The organism is Alicyclobacillus mali NBRC 102425, assembly GCF_001570745.1.
GTDB classification, from domain to species: Bacteria; Bacillota; Bacilli; order Alicyclobacillales; family Alicyclobacillaceae; genus Alicyclobacillus; species Alicyclobacillus mali.
The window spans coordinates 1-16,972 of sequence record NZ_BCSG01000049.1 but is presented as its reverse complement, the minus strand read 5'-3'; the positions used below and the strand labels follow the sequence as shown (position 1 = coordinate 16,972).

General features: G+C 60.1%; 19 protein-coding genes. 18 read left to right on the top strand and 1 reads right to left on the bottom strand.

Going from position 1 to position 16,972, the window contains the following annotated elements; genetic code table 11:
• Positions 1 to 68: 68 nt before the first annotated feature.
• The 13 genes from rpmH (at position 69) to AMA01_RS12580 (ending at position 10,910) form a co-directional block, all read left to right on the top strand.
• Positions 69 to 203 (top strand): 50S ribosomal protein L34, encoded by a 135-nt coding sequence (gene rpmH, locus AMA01_RS12635; RefSeq protein ID WP_012812152.1) that lies wholly within the window; start codon positions 69 to 71, stop codon positions 201 to 203.
• A gap of 77 nt (positions 204 to 280) precedes the next feature.
• Complete coding sequence (rnpA, locus tag AMA01_RS12630; protein ID WP_067851507.1) at positions 281 to 643, top strand: ribonuclease P protein component; 363 nt, start codon at positions 281 to 283, stop codon at positions 641 to 643.
• Positions 640 to 858 (top strand): membrane protein insertion efficiency factor YidD, encoded by a 219-nt coding sequence (gene yidD / locus AMA01_RS13710; RefSeq protein WP_082744185.1) that lies wholly within the window; start codon positions 640 to 642, stop codon positions 856 to 858. The genes rnpA and yidD overlap by 4 nt, the downstream gene beginning before the upstream one ends.
• Before the next feature lie 12 nt (positions 859 to 870).
• Positions 871 to 1,893 (top strand): YidC/Oxa1 family membrane protein insertase, encoded by a 1,023-nt coding sequence (locus AMA01_RS12625; protein WP_067851505.1) that lies wholly within the window; start codon positions 871 to 873, stop codon positions 1,891 to 1,893.
• 62 nt (positions 1,894 to 1,955) lie between these two features.
• Positions 1,956 to 2,603, top strand: a complete 648-nt coding sequence (gene jag / locus AMA01_RS12620; RefSeq protein ID WP_067851503.1) for an RNA-binding cell elongation regulator Jag/EloR — start codon at positions 1,956 to 1,958, stop codon at positions 2,601 to 2,603.
• A gap of 78 nt (positions 2,604 to 2,681) precedes the next feature.
• The gene (gene mnmE / locus AMA01_RS12615) at positions 2,682 to 4,079 is read left to right on the top strand and encodes a tRNA uridine-5-carboxymethylaminomethyl(34) synthesis GTPase MnmE (protein WP_067851501.1); all 1,398 of its coding nucleotides are present in this window, start codon (positions 2,682 to 2,684) and stop codon (positions 4,077 to 4,079) included.
• Between the two features lie 16 nt (positions 4,080 to 4,095).
• The gene (gene mnmG / locus AMA01_RS12610) at positions 4,096 to 5,982 is read left to right on the top strand and encodes a tRNA uridine-5-carboxymethylaminomethyl(34) synthesis enzyme MnmG (protein ID WP_067851499.1); all 1,887 of its coding nucleotides are present in this window, start codon (positions 4,096 to 4,098) and stop codon (positions 5,980 to 5,982) included.
• Complete coding sequence (gene rsmG / locus AMA01_RS12605) at positions 5,975 to 6,697, top strand: 16S rRNA (guanine(527)-N(7))-methyltransferase RsmG (protein WP_067851497.1); 723 nt, start codon at positions 5,975 to 5,977, stop codon at positions 6,695 to 6,697. The genes mnmG and rsmG overlap by 8 nt, the downstream gene beginning before the upstream one ends.
• A 145-nt stretch (positions 6,698 to 6,842) precedes the next feature.
• A complete protein-coding gene (gene noc, locus AMA01_RS12600) occupies positions 6,843 to 7,727 on the top strand; it encodes a nucleoid occlusion protein (RefSeq protein ID WP_067851495.1) in 885 nt (294 codons plus the stop codon).
• Positions 7,728 to 7,927: 200 nt separating this feature from the next.
• On the top strand, positions 7,928 to 8,695 hold the full coding sequence (locus AMA01_RS12595) for a ParA family protein (protein WP_067851493.1): 768 nt from the start codon (positions 7,928 to 7,930) through the stop codon (positions 8,693 to 8,695).
• Positions 8,688 to 9,536 carry a ParB/RepB/Spo0J family partition protein gene (locus AMA01_RS12590; RefSeq protein ID WP_067851491.1) on the top strand — a complete coding sequence of 283 codons (849 nt, stop codon included), beginning with the start codon at positions 8,688 to 8,690 and terminating at the stop codon, positions 9,534 to 9,536. The genes AMA01_RS12595 and AMA01_RS12590 overlap by 8 nt, the downstream gene beginning before the upstream one ends.
• Before the next feature lie 35 nt (positions 9,537 to 9,571).
• Positions 9,572 to 10,276 carry a DUF554 domain-containing protein gene (locus AMA01_RS12585; RefSeq protein WP_067851489.1) on the top strand — a complete coding sequence of 235 codons (705 nt, stop codon included), beginning with the start codon at positions 9,572 to 9,574 and terminating at the stop codon, positions 10,274 to 10,276.
• A 109-nt stretch (positions 10,277 to 10,385) separates the two neighbouring features.
• Positions 10,386 to 10,910: a DUF4446 family protein gene (locus tag AMA01_RS12580; protein WP_067851510.1), complete on the top strand. Its 525-nt coding sequence runs from the start codon at positions 10,386 to 10,388 to the stop codon at positions 10,908 to 10,910.
• Between the two features lie 30 nt (positions 10,911 to 10,940).
• Here AMA01_RS12580 and yyaC read toward each other — a convergent pair whose 3' ends face one another.
• Positions 10,941 to 11,555 (bottom strand): spore protease YyaC, encoded by a 615-nt coding sequence (gene yyaC, locus AMA01_RS12575; RefSeq protein ID WP_067851488.1) that lies wholly within the window; start codon positions 11,553 to 11,555, stop codon positions 10,941 to 10,943.
• 97 nt (positions 11,556 to 11,652) lie between these two features.
• Between yyaC and AMA01_RS12570 the strand changes: the two genes are divergently transcribed.
• The 5 genes from AMA01_RS12570 (at position 11,653) to ychF (ending at position 16,818) form a co-directional block, all read left to right on the top strand.
• A complete protein-coding gene (locus AMA01_RS12570; protein WP_067851486.1) occupies positions 11,653 to 12,225 on the top strand; it encodes a hypothetical protein in 573 nt (190 codons plus the stop codon).
• Between the two features lie 34 nt (positions 12,226 to 12,259).
• Entirely contained in the window at positions 12,260 to 13,108 is an 849-nt protein-coding gene (locus tag AMA01_RS12565; RefSeq protein ID WP_067851484.1) for a mechanosensitive ion channel family protein, read from the top strand.
• Positions 13,109 to 13,125: 17 nt separating this feature from the next.
• Positions 13,126 to 13,350, top strand: a complete 225-nt coding sequence (locus AMA01_RS12560) for a DUF951 domain-containing protein (RefSeq protein WP_067851509.1) — start codon at positions 13,126 to 13,128, stop codon at positions 13,348 to 13,350.
• Entirely contained in the window at positions 13,322 to 15,346 is a 2,025-nt protein-coding gene (locus AMA01_RS12555) for a molybdopterin-dependent oxidoreductase (protein WP_067851482.1), read from the top strand. Before AMA01_RS12560 ends, AMA01_RS12555 begins: the two co-directional genes overlap by 29 nt.
• 371 nt (positions 15,347 to 15,717) lie before the next feature.
• Entirely contained in the window at positions 15,718 to 16,818 is a 1,101-nt protein-coding gene (gene ychF / locus AMA01_RS12550; protein ID WP_067851480.1) for a redox-regulated ATPase YchF, read from the top strand.
• Positions 16,819 to 16,972 lie beyond the last annotated feature (154 nt).

Here is a 16,972-nt window from a genome sequence, read left to right as displayed (position 1 = left end):
GGAACATTGACACACTCAGGATCTTTCTGTATCGTAGCTACGTGTGTCCGCACGGGGGAGGTGTCTCGATGAAACCGACCTATCAACCGAACGTTCGCAAGCGGAAGAAGAACCACGGTTTCCGGAAGCGCATGGCGACGAAAGGCGGTCGCCGCGTGCTGGCGCGCCGTCGCGCCAAGGGCCGGAAGGTACTGTCCGCGTGAGAAGGGCCACGGAAGTGGCCTTTTTTTGTGAAGGGGTGGGTTGATACAGGGGGCATCGAGGAACTGGAGGGCGGACCTTGCAAAGTCAGCATCGCTTAAAAGACAGCCGGGATTTCCGGCGCGTGTTTCGGAAGGGCAAGTCGTTTGCGAGCGGAAGGCTCGTGTTGTATTATTGCGACAATCGGGTAGCTCGGGTCCGCGTAGGATTTTCGATAAGCAGGAAGGTTGGTAAGGCGGTCGTCCGCAACCGCTTGAAGCGCCTCTTGAGGGCGATTTTTCAGCGTCGGCTGGACGAGCTTTGGGACCGGCCTGTGGACATCGTGGTGGTCTGCCGCGTGAGCGCGGCGGACGCGGATTTTCACGATCTCGAGCGCGAAGTGGAGCGGCTGCTGAAGAAAGCGAAATTATTGCCGCGCGAAGCCGGAGATGAGCGTCCGTGAAGCGGCTTGTCATCAGTTGTATTCGATTTTACCAGCGATTCATCTCGCCAGCTAAGCTGCCTACATGCCGGTTTACGCCGACGTGTTCCGAGTATGCCGTTCAGGCCATCGCGCGATTTGGCGTGGTATACGGCGGCTGGCTCGCCGTCCGGCGATTGGTTAAGTGTGGACCATGGCATCCGGGCGGCGTGGATGAGGTGCCGGAGGTCAGGTAGGGGGATGCGCGTTTGAACGGAAAGCAGAAAGCCAGCAGGAGATGGACCATCGCCCTCAGTCTTGCGGCCGTGGTGGCGCTCACAGGATGCGGTTTGTATCCCACGAAGCCGGGCGAATGGCCGAAGAACGTGTGGGGCTCGATTCTTCACGGCATCTCCGATTTGATGGACTACTTCGCCCATCTCTTCGGCAATGACTACGGGATCTCCATCCTGTTCATGGCGATTTTGGTCCGCTTGGTCGTGCTGCCACTGTTTCTTCGCCAAATCCGCTTTCAGCGCGCCATGGTGAAGCTGCAGCCAGAGATCCAGAAGATCCGGACCAAGCACAAGTTCGACAACCAGAAGATGCAGGAAGAGCTGATGAAGCTTTATCAGGAGGCGGGAATGAACCCGCTTGCCGGTTGCTTCCCCATGCTGATTCAGCTTCCTTTCCTTTGGGCGTTTTACGGTGCCATTATCGGAAACGTCGGCATGCGCCAGAGCACGTTCCTTGGCATCTTTCCGCTGGGGCATTGGGACCCACATTACATCCTGCCGGTAATTGCAGCGCTCTCGACGATGCTTTCGTCGTGGCTGTCCATGCAAAGCCAGCCTGTTCAGCAGAAGTCGATGCTGTTCGTGTATCCCGTGATGATTTTCTTCTTCGCCTTCCGGGCACCTGGAGGTCTGGTCCTTTACTGGATTTACACAAATCTCCTCGTGGCTGTGCAGGTGTATCTGTTTATCACCCTGCCCAACATGCGCGAACAGCGTGAGATGGCGCTCGCGGGTGGTGGAAAGGCGGCCGTGAACTCTTCGGGTGCGGCTCCACGGGAGCAGGCTCCGAGCGGTTCCAAAGCCAAGACGTCGAAGGGACCTAACAAGTCGCCAACCGGAAATCCGGGGTCTCGGGCGACCAGCGAAAAGTCGGCGAAGCGAACCGGCGGCACAGGTAAATCTGGCGACGCGAAACGGGCGGCAAAGTCGAAGGATGGCCGTAACGCAAGTCCGCGGGATCCGTCGTCCGAAGGCAATCGCCCGCAGGAACCGTAGCGCGAGGGCGCGAGCCGGGGGTCAGAAGGCCCAGAGTGAAAAGGGTCGGAGGCTTGGGCGAGATGCGAAAAGTGGTGGCGACGGGAAAGACCATTGATGAAGCTGTGATGTCGGCGTTGGTGAAGCTAGGCGTGCCGAGATCGCAGGCTCAGGTGCGGGTCATCCGAGAACCTGCTCGTGGTTTTCTCGGGTGGCTGGGAGGTCGCGAGGCCGAAGTCGAGGTGAGCGTCATTGAGACGCCGCTCGACGCGGCAAAGGAATTTCTTCGCACGGCCATTTCCAAGATGGGGCTTGGCCAGGCCGGCATTGTCGCGGACGACGTGGATGAGGATGGCCAGGTGAAGTTGTCCATCTCGGCGGAAGAAGATGCGTTGCCGATTCTCATCGGCCGGCGCGGCGCGACGCTGGATGCGCTACAGTATCTGGTGAACATCGTGGCGAATCGGGATGCTTCGGAGAAGATGAGGTTCACGCTGGACGCGGCGGGCTACCGGGACCGGCGGTTGGAATCGCTCCGGCGGTTGGCGGAGCAATCTGCTGACAAGGCGGTGCGTCTGGGCAGGCCGGTGACGCTCGATCCGATGCCGCGCAGAGATCGCAAGTGGGTGCACGCGCACCTGCAGTCGAGAGGCGACGTCGTGACCATCAGCGAGGGCCAGGAGCCGTATCGTCGGGTGAAGATCATTCCGAAGCGGTACGATTGGACCTGATCAAGCGTGGAGGAGAACACGAGAAACGATGACCCCGCTCGAAGCAGTGGGGTTTTTGTGTAGGAAGGAGGGTGGAAGATGGCGGTCCAGGTCGTTCAGCAGGAGGAGACCATCGCGGCGATTGCGACGGCTGTAGGCGAGGCGAGCGTGGCCATTGTCCGCGTGAGTGGGCGCGGCGCGCGGGAGGTCGGTGAGCGGCTGGTGCGGTCGAAGCGCGGCCTTCCGGTTAAGCTGCATGAGCGGGGGATGAAGTACGGGCAGGTGATTGATCCCAGGTCCGGCGAGGTGATTGACGAGGCCATCGTGCTGTGGATGCCGGGCCCGCACAGCTACACGGGAGAAGACGTGTTGGAATTGCAGGTGCACGGGGGCGCGTATGCGGTGGAGGCGGTTCTCGCCGCTTGTCTGGATGCTGGCGCGAGGATGGCCGAACCGGGGGAGTTCACGAAGCGCGCGTTTCTCAACGGCCGGATCGATCTGTCGCAGGCGGAGGCCGTGATCGATCTGATCCGCGCGAAGACGGCGTTTGCCGGCAAGCTGGCCGAGCGGCAGGTGCGTGGGCGATTCGGCGAGGCGGTTCGGGCGCTCAGGCGCCGGTTGTTGGAGCTCGAGGCGCATGTCGAGGTGACCATCGACTACCCGGAGCACGACGTGGAAGACGTGGCCTGCGATCACGTCGTGCGCGTGTGCGAAGGTCTGATGGGCGAAATTGACGGGCTCATCCGGTCGGCGGAGCTTGGGCGGGTGTTGCGGGACGGCGTGGCGACGGCCATCGTCGGCCGCCCGAACGTGGGCAAGTCGTCGCTGTTGAACGCGCTGGTGGAGCGGGATCGCGCCATTGTGACGGATCTGCCGGGGACGACGCGTGACGTGCTGGAGGAGTATATCAACCTGCGAGGCATACCGCTTAGGCTCATCGACACGGCCGGCATTCGCGAGACGGAGGACGTGGTGGAGCGAATCGGCGTGGCGAGATCGCGCCAGTCGATGCAGGAGGCGGAACTGGTGCTTCTGGTGTTGGACGGAAGTGAGCCGCCTTCGCCCGAGGATGAGGCCATCGCGCGCGAGTCGGACGGATCGCGCAGAATGGTGATCCTGAACAAGGTCGATCGCGGCCTGCATCCGGACGCGGTGCGCTTTGCGGGCGAACTGGCGCCCGAGGGGGCCTTGCGCGTGTCCGCTCGTGAGGGCATCGGCCTGGATGAACTGCGGGACGCCATCGTCAACCGGATTCGGCGGGATCTGGCCGTCGATCTCGACGCGAGCTACATGGCGAACCACCGCCAGAAGCGGCTGTTGGAAGAGGCGAAGGAGGACCTGCGGACGGCGCGAGATGCGGCGCAGGCCGGGGCGACCTTGGACCTCGTGGCGGTGGCGCTGCAGTCGGCGTATGAGAAACTTGGGGAGACCATCGGCGAAGAGGCCGGGGAGGATCTGTTGAACGAGATCTTTTCCCGGTTCTGCCTCGGCAAATGACGGGAGGTGCATGGAGATGCGGTTTTTCGCCGGATCGTACGACGTGATCGTCATCGGGGGCGGTCACGCCGGCTGTGAGGCGGCGCTCGCCGCGGCGCGCATGGGCTGCAAGACGCTGCTTCTGACCATCAACCTGGATACGATTGCGTACATGCCGTGTAATCCGTCGATTGGTGGGCCTGCGAAGGGCATCGTGGTGCGCGAAGTGGATGCGCTTGGCGGGCAGATGGGGAAGAACACGGACGCCACGTACATTCAGATGCGGATGCTGAACACGGGAAAGGGGCCGGCGGTGCAGGCGCTGCGGGCCCAGGCGGACAAGGCGTACTACGCGCTGAATATGAAGTGGACGCTTGAGCGGACCGAAAACCTTCACGTGAAGCAAGCCCTGGTGGAAGAACTGCTCGTCCAGAGCGGTCGCATTTACGGCGTGGTCACGAAGAGCGGCCAGGAGTTTCACGCGCAGGCTGTGGTGCTCACCACCGGTACCTATCTCCGCGGCCGCATCCACATCGGCGAGGTGTCGTACGAAAGCGGGCCGAACGGCCAGATGCCGGCCATTCGCCTGTCGGATTGTCTCGTCGATCTCGGCTTCCGGTTGGTCCGGTTCAAGACCGGCACACCGCCCCGCATCAACAAAAACTCGATTGATTTCAGCAAACTCATCGCGCAACCCGGCGATCCCGTTCCGCGCCACTTCTCCTTCGATCCCGACACACCCGTGCGCGATCAGGTGCCGTGCTGGTTGACGGGCACCACGGAGGAGACTCATCGCATCATCCTGGAGAATTTGCACCGATCTCCCCTGTACGGCGGCGAAATCAAAGGGACCGGACCGCGCTACTGCCCATCCATCGAGGACAAGGTCGTGCGCTTTCGCGAGCGCGACACCCATCAGATCTTCCTTGAGCCGGAGGGCCCGCACACGAGCGAATGGTATGTGCAGGGGCTGTCGACGAGCCTGCCGGAGGACGTGCAGTTGAAAATTCTCCACTCCATCCCCGGCCTTGAGCGCGCGGAGATGCTGCGCCCCGGGTACGCCATCGAGTACGACGCGGTCGTCCCCACGCAGTTGTGGCCCACGCTCGAGACGAAGCTCGTGGAAGGACTGTTTACCGCCGGTCAGTTGAACGGAACGTCTGGATACGAGGAGGCGGCGGGCCAGGGCATCATGGCCGGCATCAACGCGGCCAGAAAGGCCAAGGGCGAGGAACCGGTGGTCTTGTCGCGATCGGACGCGTACATCGGTGTGATGATCGACGATCTCGTCACGAAGGGGACGAACGAGCCGTACCGCCTGCTCACCTCCCGGGCGGAGCACAGGCTGCTGCTCCGCCACGACAACGCGGATCTGCGCTTGACCGAACTCGGCTACCGCATCGGTCTGGTGTCGGAGCGGGCGTACAGCCGGGTGATGCGTAAAAAGGAGGGCATTCAGGCGGAACTGGCGCGCCTGTCGCGGGTGAAGGTGAAACCGCAGGAGGTCAACGAGCGCCTCGCTGAGTGGGGCTCGCAGCCCATCGATTCTGGCATGAGCCTCGCGCAACTGCTGAAGCGGCCGGAGTTGTCCTACCACCAGATTCGGGAGATGGACCCGACGGGTGGCGTCGAGATCGACCCCGAGGTGCAGGAACAGGTCGAGATCGAGATCAAGTACGCCGGCTACATTCGGAAGCAGAACGAACTCATCGAGCGCCAGAAGCGGCTCGAAGGCCGCAAGCTGCCGGAGGACGTCGACTATATGCAAATGACTGGGCTTGCGATGGAAGCGAGAGAAAAACTGTCTCGGGTGCGACCGCGCACCGTGGGTCAGGCGGCGCGGATCCCGGGCGTGACCCCGGCGGACATCTCCATTTTGCTCGTGTACCTTGATGCGCAGGAGAGGCGCGCGGCCCATGCGTGACGTGCTGGACCAGATGATTGCGTGGGGTGTTCCCGTGAGCGATGAGACGGAACGTCGACTGCGGCGGTACGGCGAATTGCTTGCGGAGTGGAATGAGCGGTTGAATCTCACGGCCATCGTCGAAACGCGGGAGATGTGGATCAAGCACTTTCTCGACAGCGTGGCCATTGCGCAGGTGCCCGCGTGGCGCGACGTGGCAGGGCGAGGCGGCCGCGTGATCGACATCGGCAGCGGTGCGGGGATTCCGGGTATTCCCCTGGCAATAGGGTGGCGGAGCGTGTCGTTCGTGCTGTGCGACGCCTCACGCAAGCGGGTGCAATTTGTGGAGCATGTCATCGGCGATCTCGGCCTTTCGAATGTGAAGGCCTTGCACGCGCGCATGGAGGAGCTGGGGCGGCAGCCCGGCATGCGCGGCTCCTTTGATGCCGCGGTGGCGAGAGCCGTGGCGAGATCGAACGTGCTCCTTGAGTACGCAGCGCCCATGCTCAGACCGGGAGGACGGGCTTTTTTGTACAAGGGACCGTCGTACCTCGGCGAAGAGGAGCAAGACGCTGTGCGCGCAGCGCGGTTGCTGGGTGCTCGACCAGACGGCGTGACAACCTATGCGTTGATGGACGATCAGGGTGAACGGGTCATGGCTGTATTCCAGCAAGAGGAGCCGTGTCCGAAGCGGTTTCCGAGAAAACCTGGAACTCCGTCTCGACAGCCCCTGTAAGTCGGAGTGTGTCGAAAGTACACCGCAGAAGACGATCTCTGTAAATTCATGAGAAGTTTTGTCGAAGAGCAGGAATACGGGCACGCCTTGGTGAATTCGACATTGAGTGTCGATCCTCGTGTGTTCATGAATAGAGGGGTCTAAGATGAGGGAAACTTGGGGACGATTCATCAGCTTCCGCGACGCTGGACATGCGCAGACGCAAGTCGTGGATATTCCGGTGGAACGCATTGTCCCGAATCCATATCAGCCCCGAGCGATTTTTCATCAAGAGTCAATTGAAGAACTGGCGAAGACAATTCACACACATGGCGTGATTCAGCCCGTGGTGGTGCGAAAGCAGGGCGATGTCTACGAACTCATTGCCGGTGAACGGCGGCTGCGCGCAGTGCGCCATCTGGGGTGGCCCACAATTCCAGCCATCGTCCGGGAGCTGAACGACGCCCAGACAGCGTCCGCCGCGCTGATTGAAAACCTTCAGCGCGAGGGGCTGACGCCGATTGAAGAGGCCGTCGCATACCAACAGCTCATGGAGTTGCATGGGCTGACGCAGGAAAGTTTGGCTCAGCGCTTGGGCAAGGGTCAGTCCACGATTGCCAACAAGTTGAGGTTGCTCCACCTGCCACAGGCGGTGCAGGATGCGCTGCTGACGAGGCAAATCACAGAGCGTCATGCGCGGGCGCTTCTGGCATTGCCTTCGGAAGAGCTCCAAGTGGAACTATTAAACGAGTGCGTTGAAAAAGGTTGGAATGTCAAACAGATGGAGGAGAAGGTCAAGGCGAAGGTGGCGCTTCTGGGCTCGGCGCCTGAACGGCGCAGAAAGCCGAGAAAGCGCGGACTGTCCAAGGACGTGCGCTTGGCCGTGAACACGATACGTCAGTCCTTGCAAATGATAGAGCAGACAGGCCTGCAAGTGGTGTGTGAAGAGTTGGATGACGACGAGTACTACCAATTCACCATTCGCGTGCCGAAAAGGTCAAGTGGGGAAAACAGAACCGAGGATGATCACCGAGAAGCGCGCTCTTCCTAACTGTGTGGGTAAACGCAGGGGAAGGTGCTGCACAGCGAGAAAGGGCGGCCATTCGGCCGCTTTCGCATTTTTTCCGGAGATCACTGGATCCACACAACGTTGAAGCGGAAATCCCTGAGGTTTTGCAGTAGAATGAGAGGGGTCGAGACATGGTCTACATCATCTAGGGAATTTCGTTTGTGATTGAAGGAGGACTTGTCGTGTCCAGCGCCCGCGTGATCGCCATTGCCAATCAAAAAGGTGGCGTGGGGAAGACGACAACCGCGGTAAATCTCGGGGCTTGTCTGGCGACGTTGGGCAAACGCGTCCTGCTGATCGACATTGATCCGCAGGGAAACACGACGTCTGGCGTCGGTATTAACAAGGCCGACGTGAAGTATTGCGTGTACGACGTGATCATCAACGACGTGAATATCGCGGATGCCATTATGCCGTCGGGCCTCGACAATTTGGACGTGCTTCCAGCCACGATTCAATTGGCGGGTGCCGAAATCGAATTGGTTCCAACCATTTCGCGAGAAGTGAGGCTGCGGAGAGCAATTCAGGGAATGCGCAGTCGGTATGATTTCATCGTGATCGATTGTCCGCCGTCCCTGGGGCTTTTGACGGTAAACGCCTTGACGGCAGCCGACTCGGTGATGATTCCAATTCAATGTGAATACTACGCACTCGAAGGCTTGAGCCAGCTGCTGAACACCGTGCGGTTGGTCCAGAAGCACCTCAACACGTCGCTCGAGGTGGAAGGAGTGGTGCTCACCATGTTGGACGCGCGCACCAATCTGGGTTTGCAGGTCATCGAGGACGTGAAAAAGTTCTTCCGAGACAAGGTGTACAACACCATCATTCCTCGCAATGTTCGTTTGAGCGAGGCGCCCAGTCACGGAAGACCCATCATTCACTACGATCCAAAGTCGCGCGGGGCCGAGTCGTACATGGAACTCGCGAAGGAAGTGATCACGCGTGGCTAAACGCGGATTGGGTCGCGGCTTAGACGCCTTGATCCCGCAGCTCAATGTGTCGGACGAGGATCATATTGTGCAGATTGACATTCGGGATCTTCGGCCAAATCCGTATCAGCCGCGGCGGACGTTCAATGAAGAAAGGCTGCAGGAACTGTGTGCTTCGATTCGGGAACACGGCATTCTTCAGCCGCTGATTGTCCGCAAGAGTCAGGTAAAAGGGTTCGACATCGTCGCCGGCGAGAGGCGATACCGGGCTGCAAAGATGGCGGGCTTGCAAGTGGTCCCCGCGGTGGTTCGGGACTTGAGTGACGTGCTCTTGATGGAAATTGCGCTCATCGAAAATCTGCAGCGCGAAGATCTCAATCCCATCGAGATTGCCGACGCGTATGCCAAACTGATCGAGAAGTGTCATATGACACAGGACGAGCTGGCGAAGCGGGTGGGGCAGAGTCGGAGTCACATCACCAACATGCTGCGGCTTCTGCAGCTTCCGGTTCAAATTCAGGACATGGTTTCACGTGGAACATTGACCATGGGTCACGCCCGAGCACTGCTGTCTGTAGAGGATGCAAACGAACAGCTTCGATTGGCGGAGCAGACGGTGAAAGAGGCTTGGAGTGTGCGAAAGCTGGAAACGGTGATCTACCAGCCTAAGAAGGTTTCACGTGAAACTCAGAAAACCGGTTTGTCGACGGAGTATCGGCGATATCAGGAGCAGGTTCAGGCGTATTTGGGCACGTCCGTCCGCATACAGCCGGGCAAAAAGCGAGGAAAGATCGAGATCGACTACTATTCGGAGGATGATCTCCGGCGCATCATGGACCTCATGTTGGCGCACGCTCCATGAGGAGCGGTCCACGATGTTGTCCGTGAGGTGACTACATGTTTCTTCTGGGTACGATTGTCGATGTGCTAGCCATTTTGATCGGCACTGCTATTGGCTACTTTCTACCGCGCATCCCAGACCGGATGCGCGAGACGGTCACGGTCGGCGTGGCACTTTGTGTCATAGCCATTGGACTGAACATGGCGCTCAGCGACATGAATGATATTGTCCTCATTATCTTCTCTGTCGTGTTGGGTGCCGTCGCGGGCGAGCTCTTGCAGATTGAGAAGCGATTCGAGCACCTGGCCCACCAACTGGAGCTGCGCTTTCGGCGAATCTACAAAGGACCTGTCGCGCAGGGGTTCATATCTGCGACGCTCTTATTTTGTGTGGGCTCCATGTCCATTGTAGGTGCGGTGCAGGACGGACTGCAGGGCGACCACAAGACGCTGTTCGCCAAATCTGTGCTTGACGGGTTCTCCTCTGTAGTGCTCACTTCCACGTTAGGACCGGGCGTCGGACTTGCCGCTATTCCGGTACTGGTTTACCAAGGGCTCATTGCACTCATTTCGCATGCGTTCGGAAGCTTTTTAGATACGCCGCTTATCATTGAACCAATCACCGCGGCGGGAGGTCTTCTGATTGTTGCCATTGGACTTCAACTCGCAGGTCTGCGTCGAATTTCGGTAGCAAATCTGTTGCCCGCTATCGTCATCGCGCCCATCGTCAAGGTCGTGATCCATTCCATCTCACAGATTTGAGGTCCGTCCAACCATTGGCATGGGATGTGGATGCGGGAACTAGCCATACTACCGACCGTCACTGCGTGCGGATCGTATTGGAGAGTTGTTGCAGAAGGGGCGAATGGCCATGGGGCTTTCCATTCTTCAGCCGTACACGCTCGATATTGCCGTGTGCAGCGCGATCTTGGCGATCATCTGCCTGGTGATTGCTTTTGTCGCTCTGTCGCGCTCCGCACGCTTGAAGCGCAAATTCAATCGGTTGAAAGAGATCACAAGCACAGCTGATCTTGAGCGGGTCTTTGAAGAGACGAAGGACGCGGTTCGCCGACTCGAACTGAAGCTTCGAGAAGCCGAGGAGCACCTGCGTGAAGTGGAAGAAGCGCTTCAATCCAAGGTATCTACGCCTGCTATCCTGCGGTACAACGCCTTCGCCGAAGTGGGGAGCGATCTCAGTTACTCCGTGGCGCTCGTCGATGGCAAGGGAGACGGTGTGGTCATCACGTCGATTTATGGTCGCGAGGATTCCGTCACCTATGGAAAGCCCGTGCAAGGAGGCGACTCTTCCTACATGCTGACCAACGAAGAACGCACGGTCATCGAAGAAGCTCTCCGCGGTGCACCCCAATCGGGAACAACAGCCCAAATATCCTGAGCAACCCTGCCCTGGGGATGTGCGATTCCGTCACATCCCCAGTTTCATGGCGGGATGGCCGTCATACCAGCGCATCAAGCTCGACGTGAGCGCATCCGCGACGATGTCAGCCATTCGCATGACGATGGCGAGGCGAGTGTTCTGCAGTACGAAGTACTCCATGAACCCCGAGACGTTTACCACGCCCGTAATGCACAAATCACCGAACTCAGGGAGGACTTTCTTCACGCCAGCTCCAGGGCGTAGAGGTCCCATTTCCACAGCAATCTGACCCACATGGTCGAACTTCCCCAGACACGCATCGATGGCAATGACGAACGGTTTAACAGGGTACCAGTCGTCGATCCGCTGCAGCGTGGCCTGAAGATTGACCGCGTGTACAGGCTCATCCAATGTACCGAGGACGTGTACGCCTGCCAGTTTCACGTGATCCGCGAGCCGAGACCCTACAATAGGGCCAAACGCGTCTCCGGTCGAACGATCGGTTCCAACGCATACGATGATCATCGGCAATCTGCCGTGTTGCGCAAGCGCCGCATCCAACTGTTGTTCTAGGGTCGACACCGCATCTGGGCTCTCCATCGAGACGCGGCCACCCGAGTGTTGGGCGCTCGGCCACGAAAGGTCTGTCGACGAGCGATTCACCCGATTTCCCCCTCGCACGGAATATTCCCAGTATACGTTTGCGTATCATCGACTATACCTGTCCTGACAGACGAGAAAGTAGACGCGGGGGGATGGCATGGTCGATCTCGTCCTCTTGGCCGGGGCACTTTGGATCGCCGTCTGGATCGCAACACGACCGGCCGAAATCGCCCTGTTGTACGCAGGTGGCTTTTATGCGAGCACCTACGCCGCGGTGCAGGTGGCGCCATGGCTGGTCGTCCATCTGTCCGTCACCAGGCCGGTTTTGACATGGGTGGCGCAGCGCATCGCGACCAAGGTGCCTGTCTTCGACCCGTACCGCCCAGATGACTCTTCGCTTGTTCTACCTTCACCTATCGCCATCCATGCGCTGGACTGGATGATGGCCGTCTTCCTCGGCGGGGCGGTGTGGTTCACCTTTGTCGGCGTTCATCGCTTCTTGCACATCATGCTCGATGAAAATGACTCAGAACAGGCGACTCCACGGGTCCGCGTCGCCAGCACTTTACTCGGCACGGCCACAGGCGCGTGGTGCATGCTGATCGCTGCTCCGGCGATCGCGGCCCTGCTCGATATGTTTGGTCGTCCGCAGTCTTTCGCCTCAAATCCGCTCCTGGACGCCCTTCTTCGGGGCGTACAGGCCATCCCGGTGTTTCGAACTATGGTATGATGGGACATCATGAGACGAGCCGGGAGGGTCAGCGGTGACGCTTTGGGCGGACATTCAACACAAGGCGCTTTCGGACATGCCGAGCCTCGAGGTTGTCATTTGGGACGCCATTCGCATTGCCGTCTTTTTCATCTTGGCTCGCATCCTGATTCGCGTCGGTGTTCGTGTCACGAGGCGCATGTTATCCCTTCATACCAAAATGGACGACCGGCGGCGAAAGACGCTTGAGTCGTTGTTCACGAACGTCATCCGTTACACGGTATACTTTGTGTTGGTGGTTGAAGTTCTTTCGCTCTTTCACGTCAACGTGTCCGCGATTCTCGCGAGCGCCGGTATCGTTGGCGTAGCGGTCGGCTTTGGAGCGCAGAGCCTCGTCAAGGATCTGATTTCGGGCTTATTCATCCTGTTTGAAGACCAATATGGTGTCGGCGATACGGTGCAAATCAACGGCTTTAAGGGAACCGTGATTTCCATCGGGATTCGCCTCACGAGGGTGCAGGCGTGGACTGGCGAAGTTCAGGTCATTCCCAACGGCCAGATTACAAGCGTGACCAACTATTCGCGCACGCAGTCGACGGCCGTGATCGACGTCACCGTTCCATATGATGTCGACGTGGATCTCGTCAAATCCATCATGGAACGGGTGTTGACCCGGCTCAAGGATGAGCGGCCCGGCGTCGTGACGGGACCGGTGCAGGTGCTTGGGGTTCAGGACCTCTCCAACACGAATCTCGTCATCCGTGCCACGGCCGTGTGTGCTCCCACCAAAAATGGCGAGATCGAGCGGGAGGCGCACGAACGAATCAAGGCAGAGCTTGATCGCGCGCTGCATGAAGGCGAGGAAGCGCAAGGCGCGGCGGGCGGCGAACTTGCTGTTGAGTAACGATGGGGGGCGATGGCGTGGCGGTCACGTTTGGACTTGGCGACATCGTCAGAATGAAAAAGCCGCACGCCTGCGGTGAAAACCGCTGGGAGGTGATCCGCATGGGGATGGACATTCGGATCAAGTGCCAACGGTGCGGCCACAGCGTCCTCATTCCCAGGTCGCGATTTGAAAGATTGATTCGAGCTGTTATCGAGAGGGGAGGGGCGGCCGATGAAGGTCAAGACGGCGTGTCCAATTGATTGTTACGACGCCTGTGCGTTCATCGCCGAGGTGGGAGAGGACGGCGAGATTCGCCTGAGCGGAAACCCGGAGCACCCCATCACGCGCGGCACCATCTGCAACCGCGGCAGGCAGCTTGCCGTGCGGCGGAATAGCCGGGATCGCGTGTTGTATCCTCTGAAGCGCGAAGGTGACCGATGGACACGCATCTCGTGGGAACGGGCGATGCGCGAGATCGCAGAGGAGATCCAGCGGACGCTTGACGAGGTGGGGCACCACGGAATCTTGCATTACTACGACTGGGGATCTGGCGGCCTGTTGAAGGCGCTGAACCAGCGCTTTTTCTACGCGCTCGGCGGGTGCTCGGAAGCCATCGGCAGCTTGTGCTGGGATGCAGGCATCCGGGCGCAAGCCTACGACTTCGGGCTGGCCAACAGCCATTCGCCGGAGGACATGGCGGAGCACGCGGAGGCCATCGTCGTCTGGGGACGAAACGTAGCCAACACGAACGTGCACATGATTCCGTTTATTCGCCAGGCGCAGGCGCGGGGTGCGAAGCTCGTGGTCATCACCACCCTGCCTCAGGACTTGGCGCGCCGCGCCGACAAGGCCATCTACCCTCGCCCGGGCACGGACGGCCTGTTGGCCCTCGCGGCGCTTCGCATCTGCCGAGATGATGGCTGGCTGGATCGCGCGTTTTTGCAGGATCGCGCGATTGGCTGGGAAGACCTGGCCGCTGATTTGGACCGGTACGATCTCGACGAAGTGGCCCGATGGACGGACGTTCCTGTTGAGGATATTCGCTTCCTCGCGGAGCTGTATGGGAAGACGAAGCCCGTGTGCACGCTGCTCGGCATCGGGATGCAGCGCTACGCGCAGGGCGGGCAGACCATCCGCGCCATCGACGCGCTTGCCGCAGCCACGGGCCACATCGGCATTCCCGGAGGTGGCGTGAACTACGCGCAGCGACAATTGGGCCGTTTCTACGACGAGGAAGCCATCATCAACCGCCGCGGCGCGGACGTGCGGGAGATGCTCCGGCCGACACTGGCCGCTGATTTGCTTGCAGCCGATCCGCCTGTGCAGGTCATGTTTGTCACGCGCAGCAATCCGGTTGCGCAGGTCCCGGACAGCGGCCGTCTCCGCGAGGCCATGGCCCACATTCGCTGCAAGGTCGTGATCGACACGTTCATGACGGCCACGGCGGAATGCGCCGATTACGTGCTGCCGTGCACCAACGTGCTCGAGGAAGAGGACGTGGTCTACACCACCATGTGGCACGACTGCGTCAGCTACGCTCGCCCTGTGGTGCCGCCTCGCGGCGAGGCAAAGCCGGAGTGGGAGATCTTTCGCGATCTCGCCGCGGCCCTGGGGCGACCCGAGATCATGGAGGGTGACGTGGACTCCTGGATCCGTCGGGCGCTCAGGCGCTGGCCGGCGGACAAGGTGAACGAGCTTCGCGAACGGGGATTTGTGAGGCTTGGGGCGCCGAGTGTACCGTGGCAGGACGGGCGATTCCTCACGCCAAGCGGCAAGTTTGAGTTCGCTTCGGCAGTCGCCGCGCGTGACGGCCATTCGGCCGTGGCTCGCATCGACGTGGGTCGCTTTCCGAAGGACGCGAACCTGCCATACACGCTACTGACCGTGCACCCGCGGAAGTGGCAGATGTCGCAGCGCGACACGCTGCCGGAGGCGAAGGGACCCTATCCCATTGCAGAACTGGGTTCGGAAATCGCCGCCGATCGCGGCATCCAGGACGGAGATTGGGTCCACGTGCGGAACAGCAAGGCGAGCGTGATTGCGCGGGCTCGTGTAACAGTTGAAGGCCATCCGCGCGTCGTGCGGATGGAAATTGGTTGGCACGGGCAGGGTGTGACCTTGAACGACTTCACCTCGGACGGCTTGGCCGACTTTGGCATCCAAGCGGCACAGTACGACTGTCTGTGCGATGTGGTCAGGGTCGCCGCGCCACACGAAAATGCGAGAGCGTCCGGATCGGAAGCTCTCGCGCATTAGGTGTGATATGAAAGCGCGGGTGTGTCAAGAGTCCGCATGACGAGGCTCATGGCACGCCCAGTCATGAGGCCATGGGATACGCGCGGGCAGTCGGGACGGAGGCGCGCTTTGGCTCGCAGGCCAGCGCCTTGGGCGACAATTTGCGGACGCGAAGACGGCGCAAGAGCCGACGCAGCATCGCTATCACCTCCTCTGATGATGAGTATTCCAACGGGGAGAATGTTTATCCGGACAGATGTCCCGGAGTACTCTGCGCCCATATTGTATGCGCGAATTCGTACAAAGTGGACAAGAATTCTCCCCGATAGCTTTGTCGAGCTTCGGCTGAATCTCTATACTTAATCCTGCAAACAACGCGGCGAGGTGTCAACATGTCACTCCAAGCTGGGATCGTCGGCCTGCCGAATGTCGGCAAGTCCACATTGTTCAACGCCATCACGAAAGCCGGCGCGGAGGCGGCGAATTATCCCTTTTGCACAATTGACCCGAACGTGGGCGTGGTCGAGGTGCCGGATCGGCGGCTTCAGGTGCTCGCGGACATCGTCCATCCTAAAAGGATTGTTCCGACGGCCTTCGAATTCGTCGACATCGCGGGACTTGTGAAGGGAGCGAGCCAAGGTGAGGGGCTCGGCAACCGGTTCCTCGCGCACATCCGGGAAGTGGACGCCATCGTGCACGTGGTGCGCTGCTTTGAGAACAGCGATATCACACACGTCGCTGGCACGGTGGATCCGCTTCGGGACATCGACATCATCAACGTGGAGCTCATCCTGGCGGACCTGGAGACGGTCGCGAAGCGGCTGGATCGCGCTCGCAAAAACATGAAGAGTGGCGACAAGCGTTTCAAAATCGAGGTGGAGGCACTCGAGCGACTCCAGGCTGCGCTGGAATCGGAGCGGCCGGCGAGATCGGTCGAGCTGAACGAGGAAGAGTCAAGCATCCTCCGAGATCTGCACCTGTTGACCGCGAAGCCGGTGCTGTACGCGGCCAACGTCGGGGAAGATGACATCCTGGATCCGTCGTCGAATCCGTACGTCCGGCAGGTTGAGGAGCGAGCCCAATCCGAGGGATCCGAAGTGGTGGTCGTGTGCGCACAGCTCGAGTCAGAGGTGGCGGAGCTCGAGGGCGAGGATCGCGATGCCTTTCTGCGCGATCTCGGCCTTGAAGAGCCGGGACTTCACCGCTTGATCCGCAAGGCGTACCACCTGCTCGGGCTCATCACGTTCTTCACGGCGGGCGAGCCGGAGGTCCGGGCCTGGACCATACGCCAGGGCACGAAAGCGCCACAAGCCGCGGGCGTCATCCACTCCGATTTCGAGCGCGGCTTCATCCGAGCTGAAGTGGTCGCCTATGACGATCTCGTCGCGGCCGGAAGTTTTCAGACGGCGAGGGAACAGGGGAAGATCCGTTTGGAAGGGAAGGACTACGTCGTTCAGGACGGCGACGTGTGCTACTTCCGGTTCAACGTCTGACTCGGAGGGCACGGTAGACCGCTGCACGAAGCGCGGATGCGTGTGACTCGCAGTGCAGGCCGCAAACGGACAAGCCGTGGCCCACGCAGGTGAGCGATGGACCAATACTGCACGAGCGCGCCGCACGTCAACAGGGTGTTTCCAAAGGGAGGAT

What these genes read in the sequence shown, in the direction of transcription:
- rpmH (WP_012812152.1), top strand. Translation starts at nt 69, where the DNA reads ATGAAACCGACCTATCAACCGAACGTTCGCAAGCGGAAGAAGAACCAC.
- jag (WP_067851503.1), top strand. Translation starts at nt 1,956, where the DNA reads ATGCGAAAAGTGGTGGCGACGGGAAAGACCATTGATGAAGCTGTGATG.
- mnmE (WP_067851501.1), top strand. Translation starts at nt 2,682, where the DNA reads ATGGCGGTCCAGGTCGTTCAGCAGGAGGAGACCATCGCGGCGATTGCG.
- mnmG (WP_067851499.1), top strand. Translation starts at nt 4,096, where the DNA reads ATGCGGTTTTTCGCCGGATCGTACGACGTGATCGTCATCGGGGGCGGT.
- rsmG (WP_067851497.1), top strand. Translation starts at nt 5,975, where the DNA reads ATGCGTGACGTGCTGGACCAGATGATTGCGTGGGGTGTTCCCGTGAGC.
- noc (WP_067851495.1), top strand. Translation starts at nt 6,843, where the DNA reads ATGAGGGAAACTTGGGGACGATTCATCAGCTTCCGCGACGCTGGACAT.
- AMA01_RS12585 (WP_067851489.1), top strand. Translation starts at nt 9,572, where the DNA reads ATGTTTCTTCTGGGTACGATTGTCGATGTGCTAGCCATTTTGATCGGC.
- AMA01_RS12580 (WP_067851510.1), top strand. Translation starts at nt 10,386, where the DNA reads ATGGGGCTTTCCATTCTTCAGCCGTACACGCTCGATATTGCCGTGTGC.
- AMA01_RS12570 (WP_067851486.1), top strand. Translation starts at nt 11,653, where the DNA reads ATGGTCGATCTCGTCCTCTTGGCCGGGGCACTTTGGATCGCCGTCTGG.
- AMA01_RS12555 (WP_067851482.1), top strand. Translation starts at nt 13,322, where the DNA reads ATGAAGGTCAAGACGGCGTGTCCAATTGATTGTTACGACGCCTGTGCG.
- ychF (WP_067851480.1), top strand. Translation starts at nt 15,718, where the DNA reads ATGTCACTCCAAGCTGGGATCGTCGGCCTGCCGAATGTCGGCAAGTCC.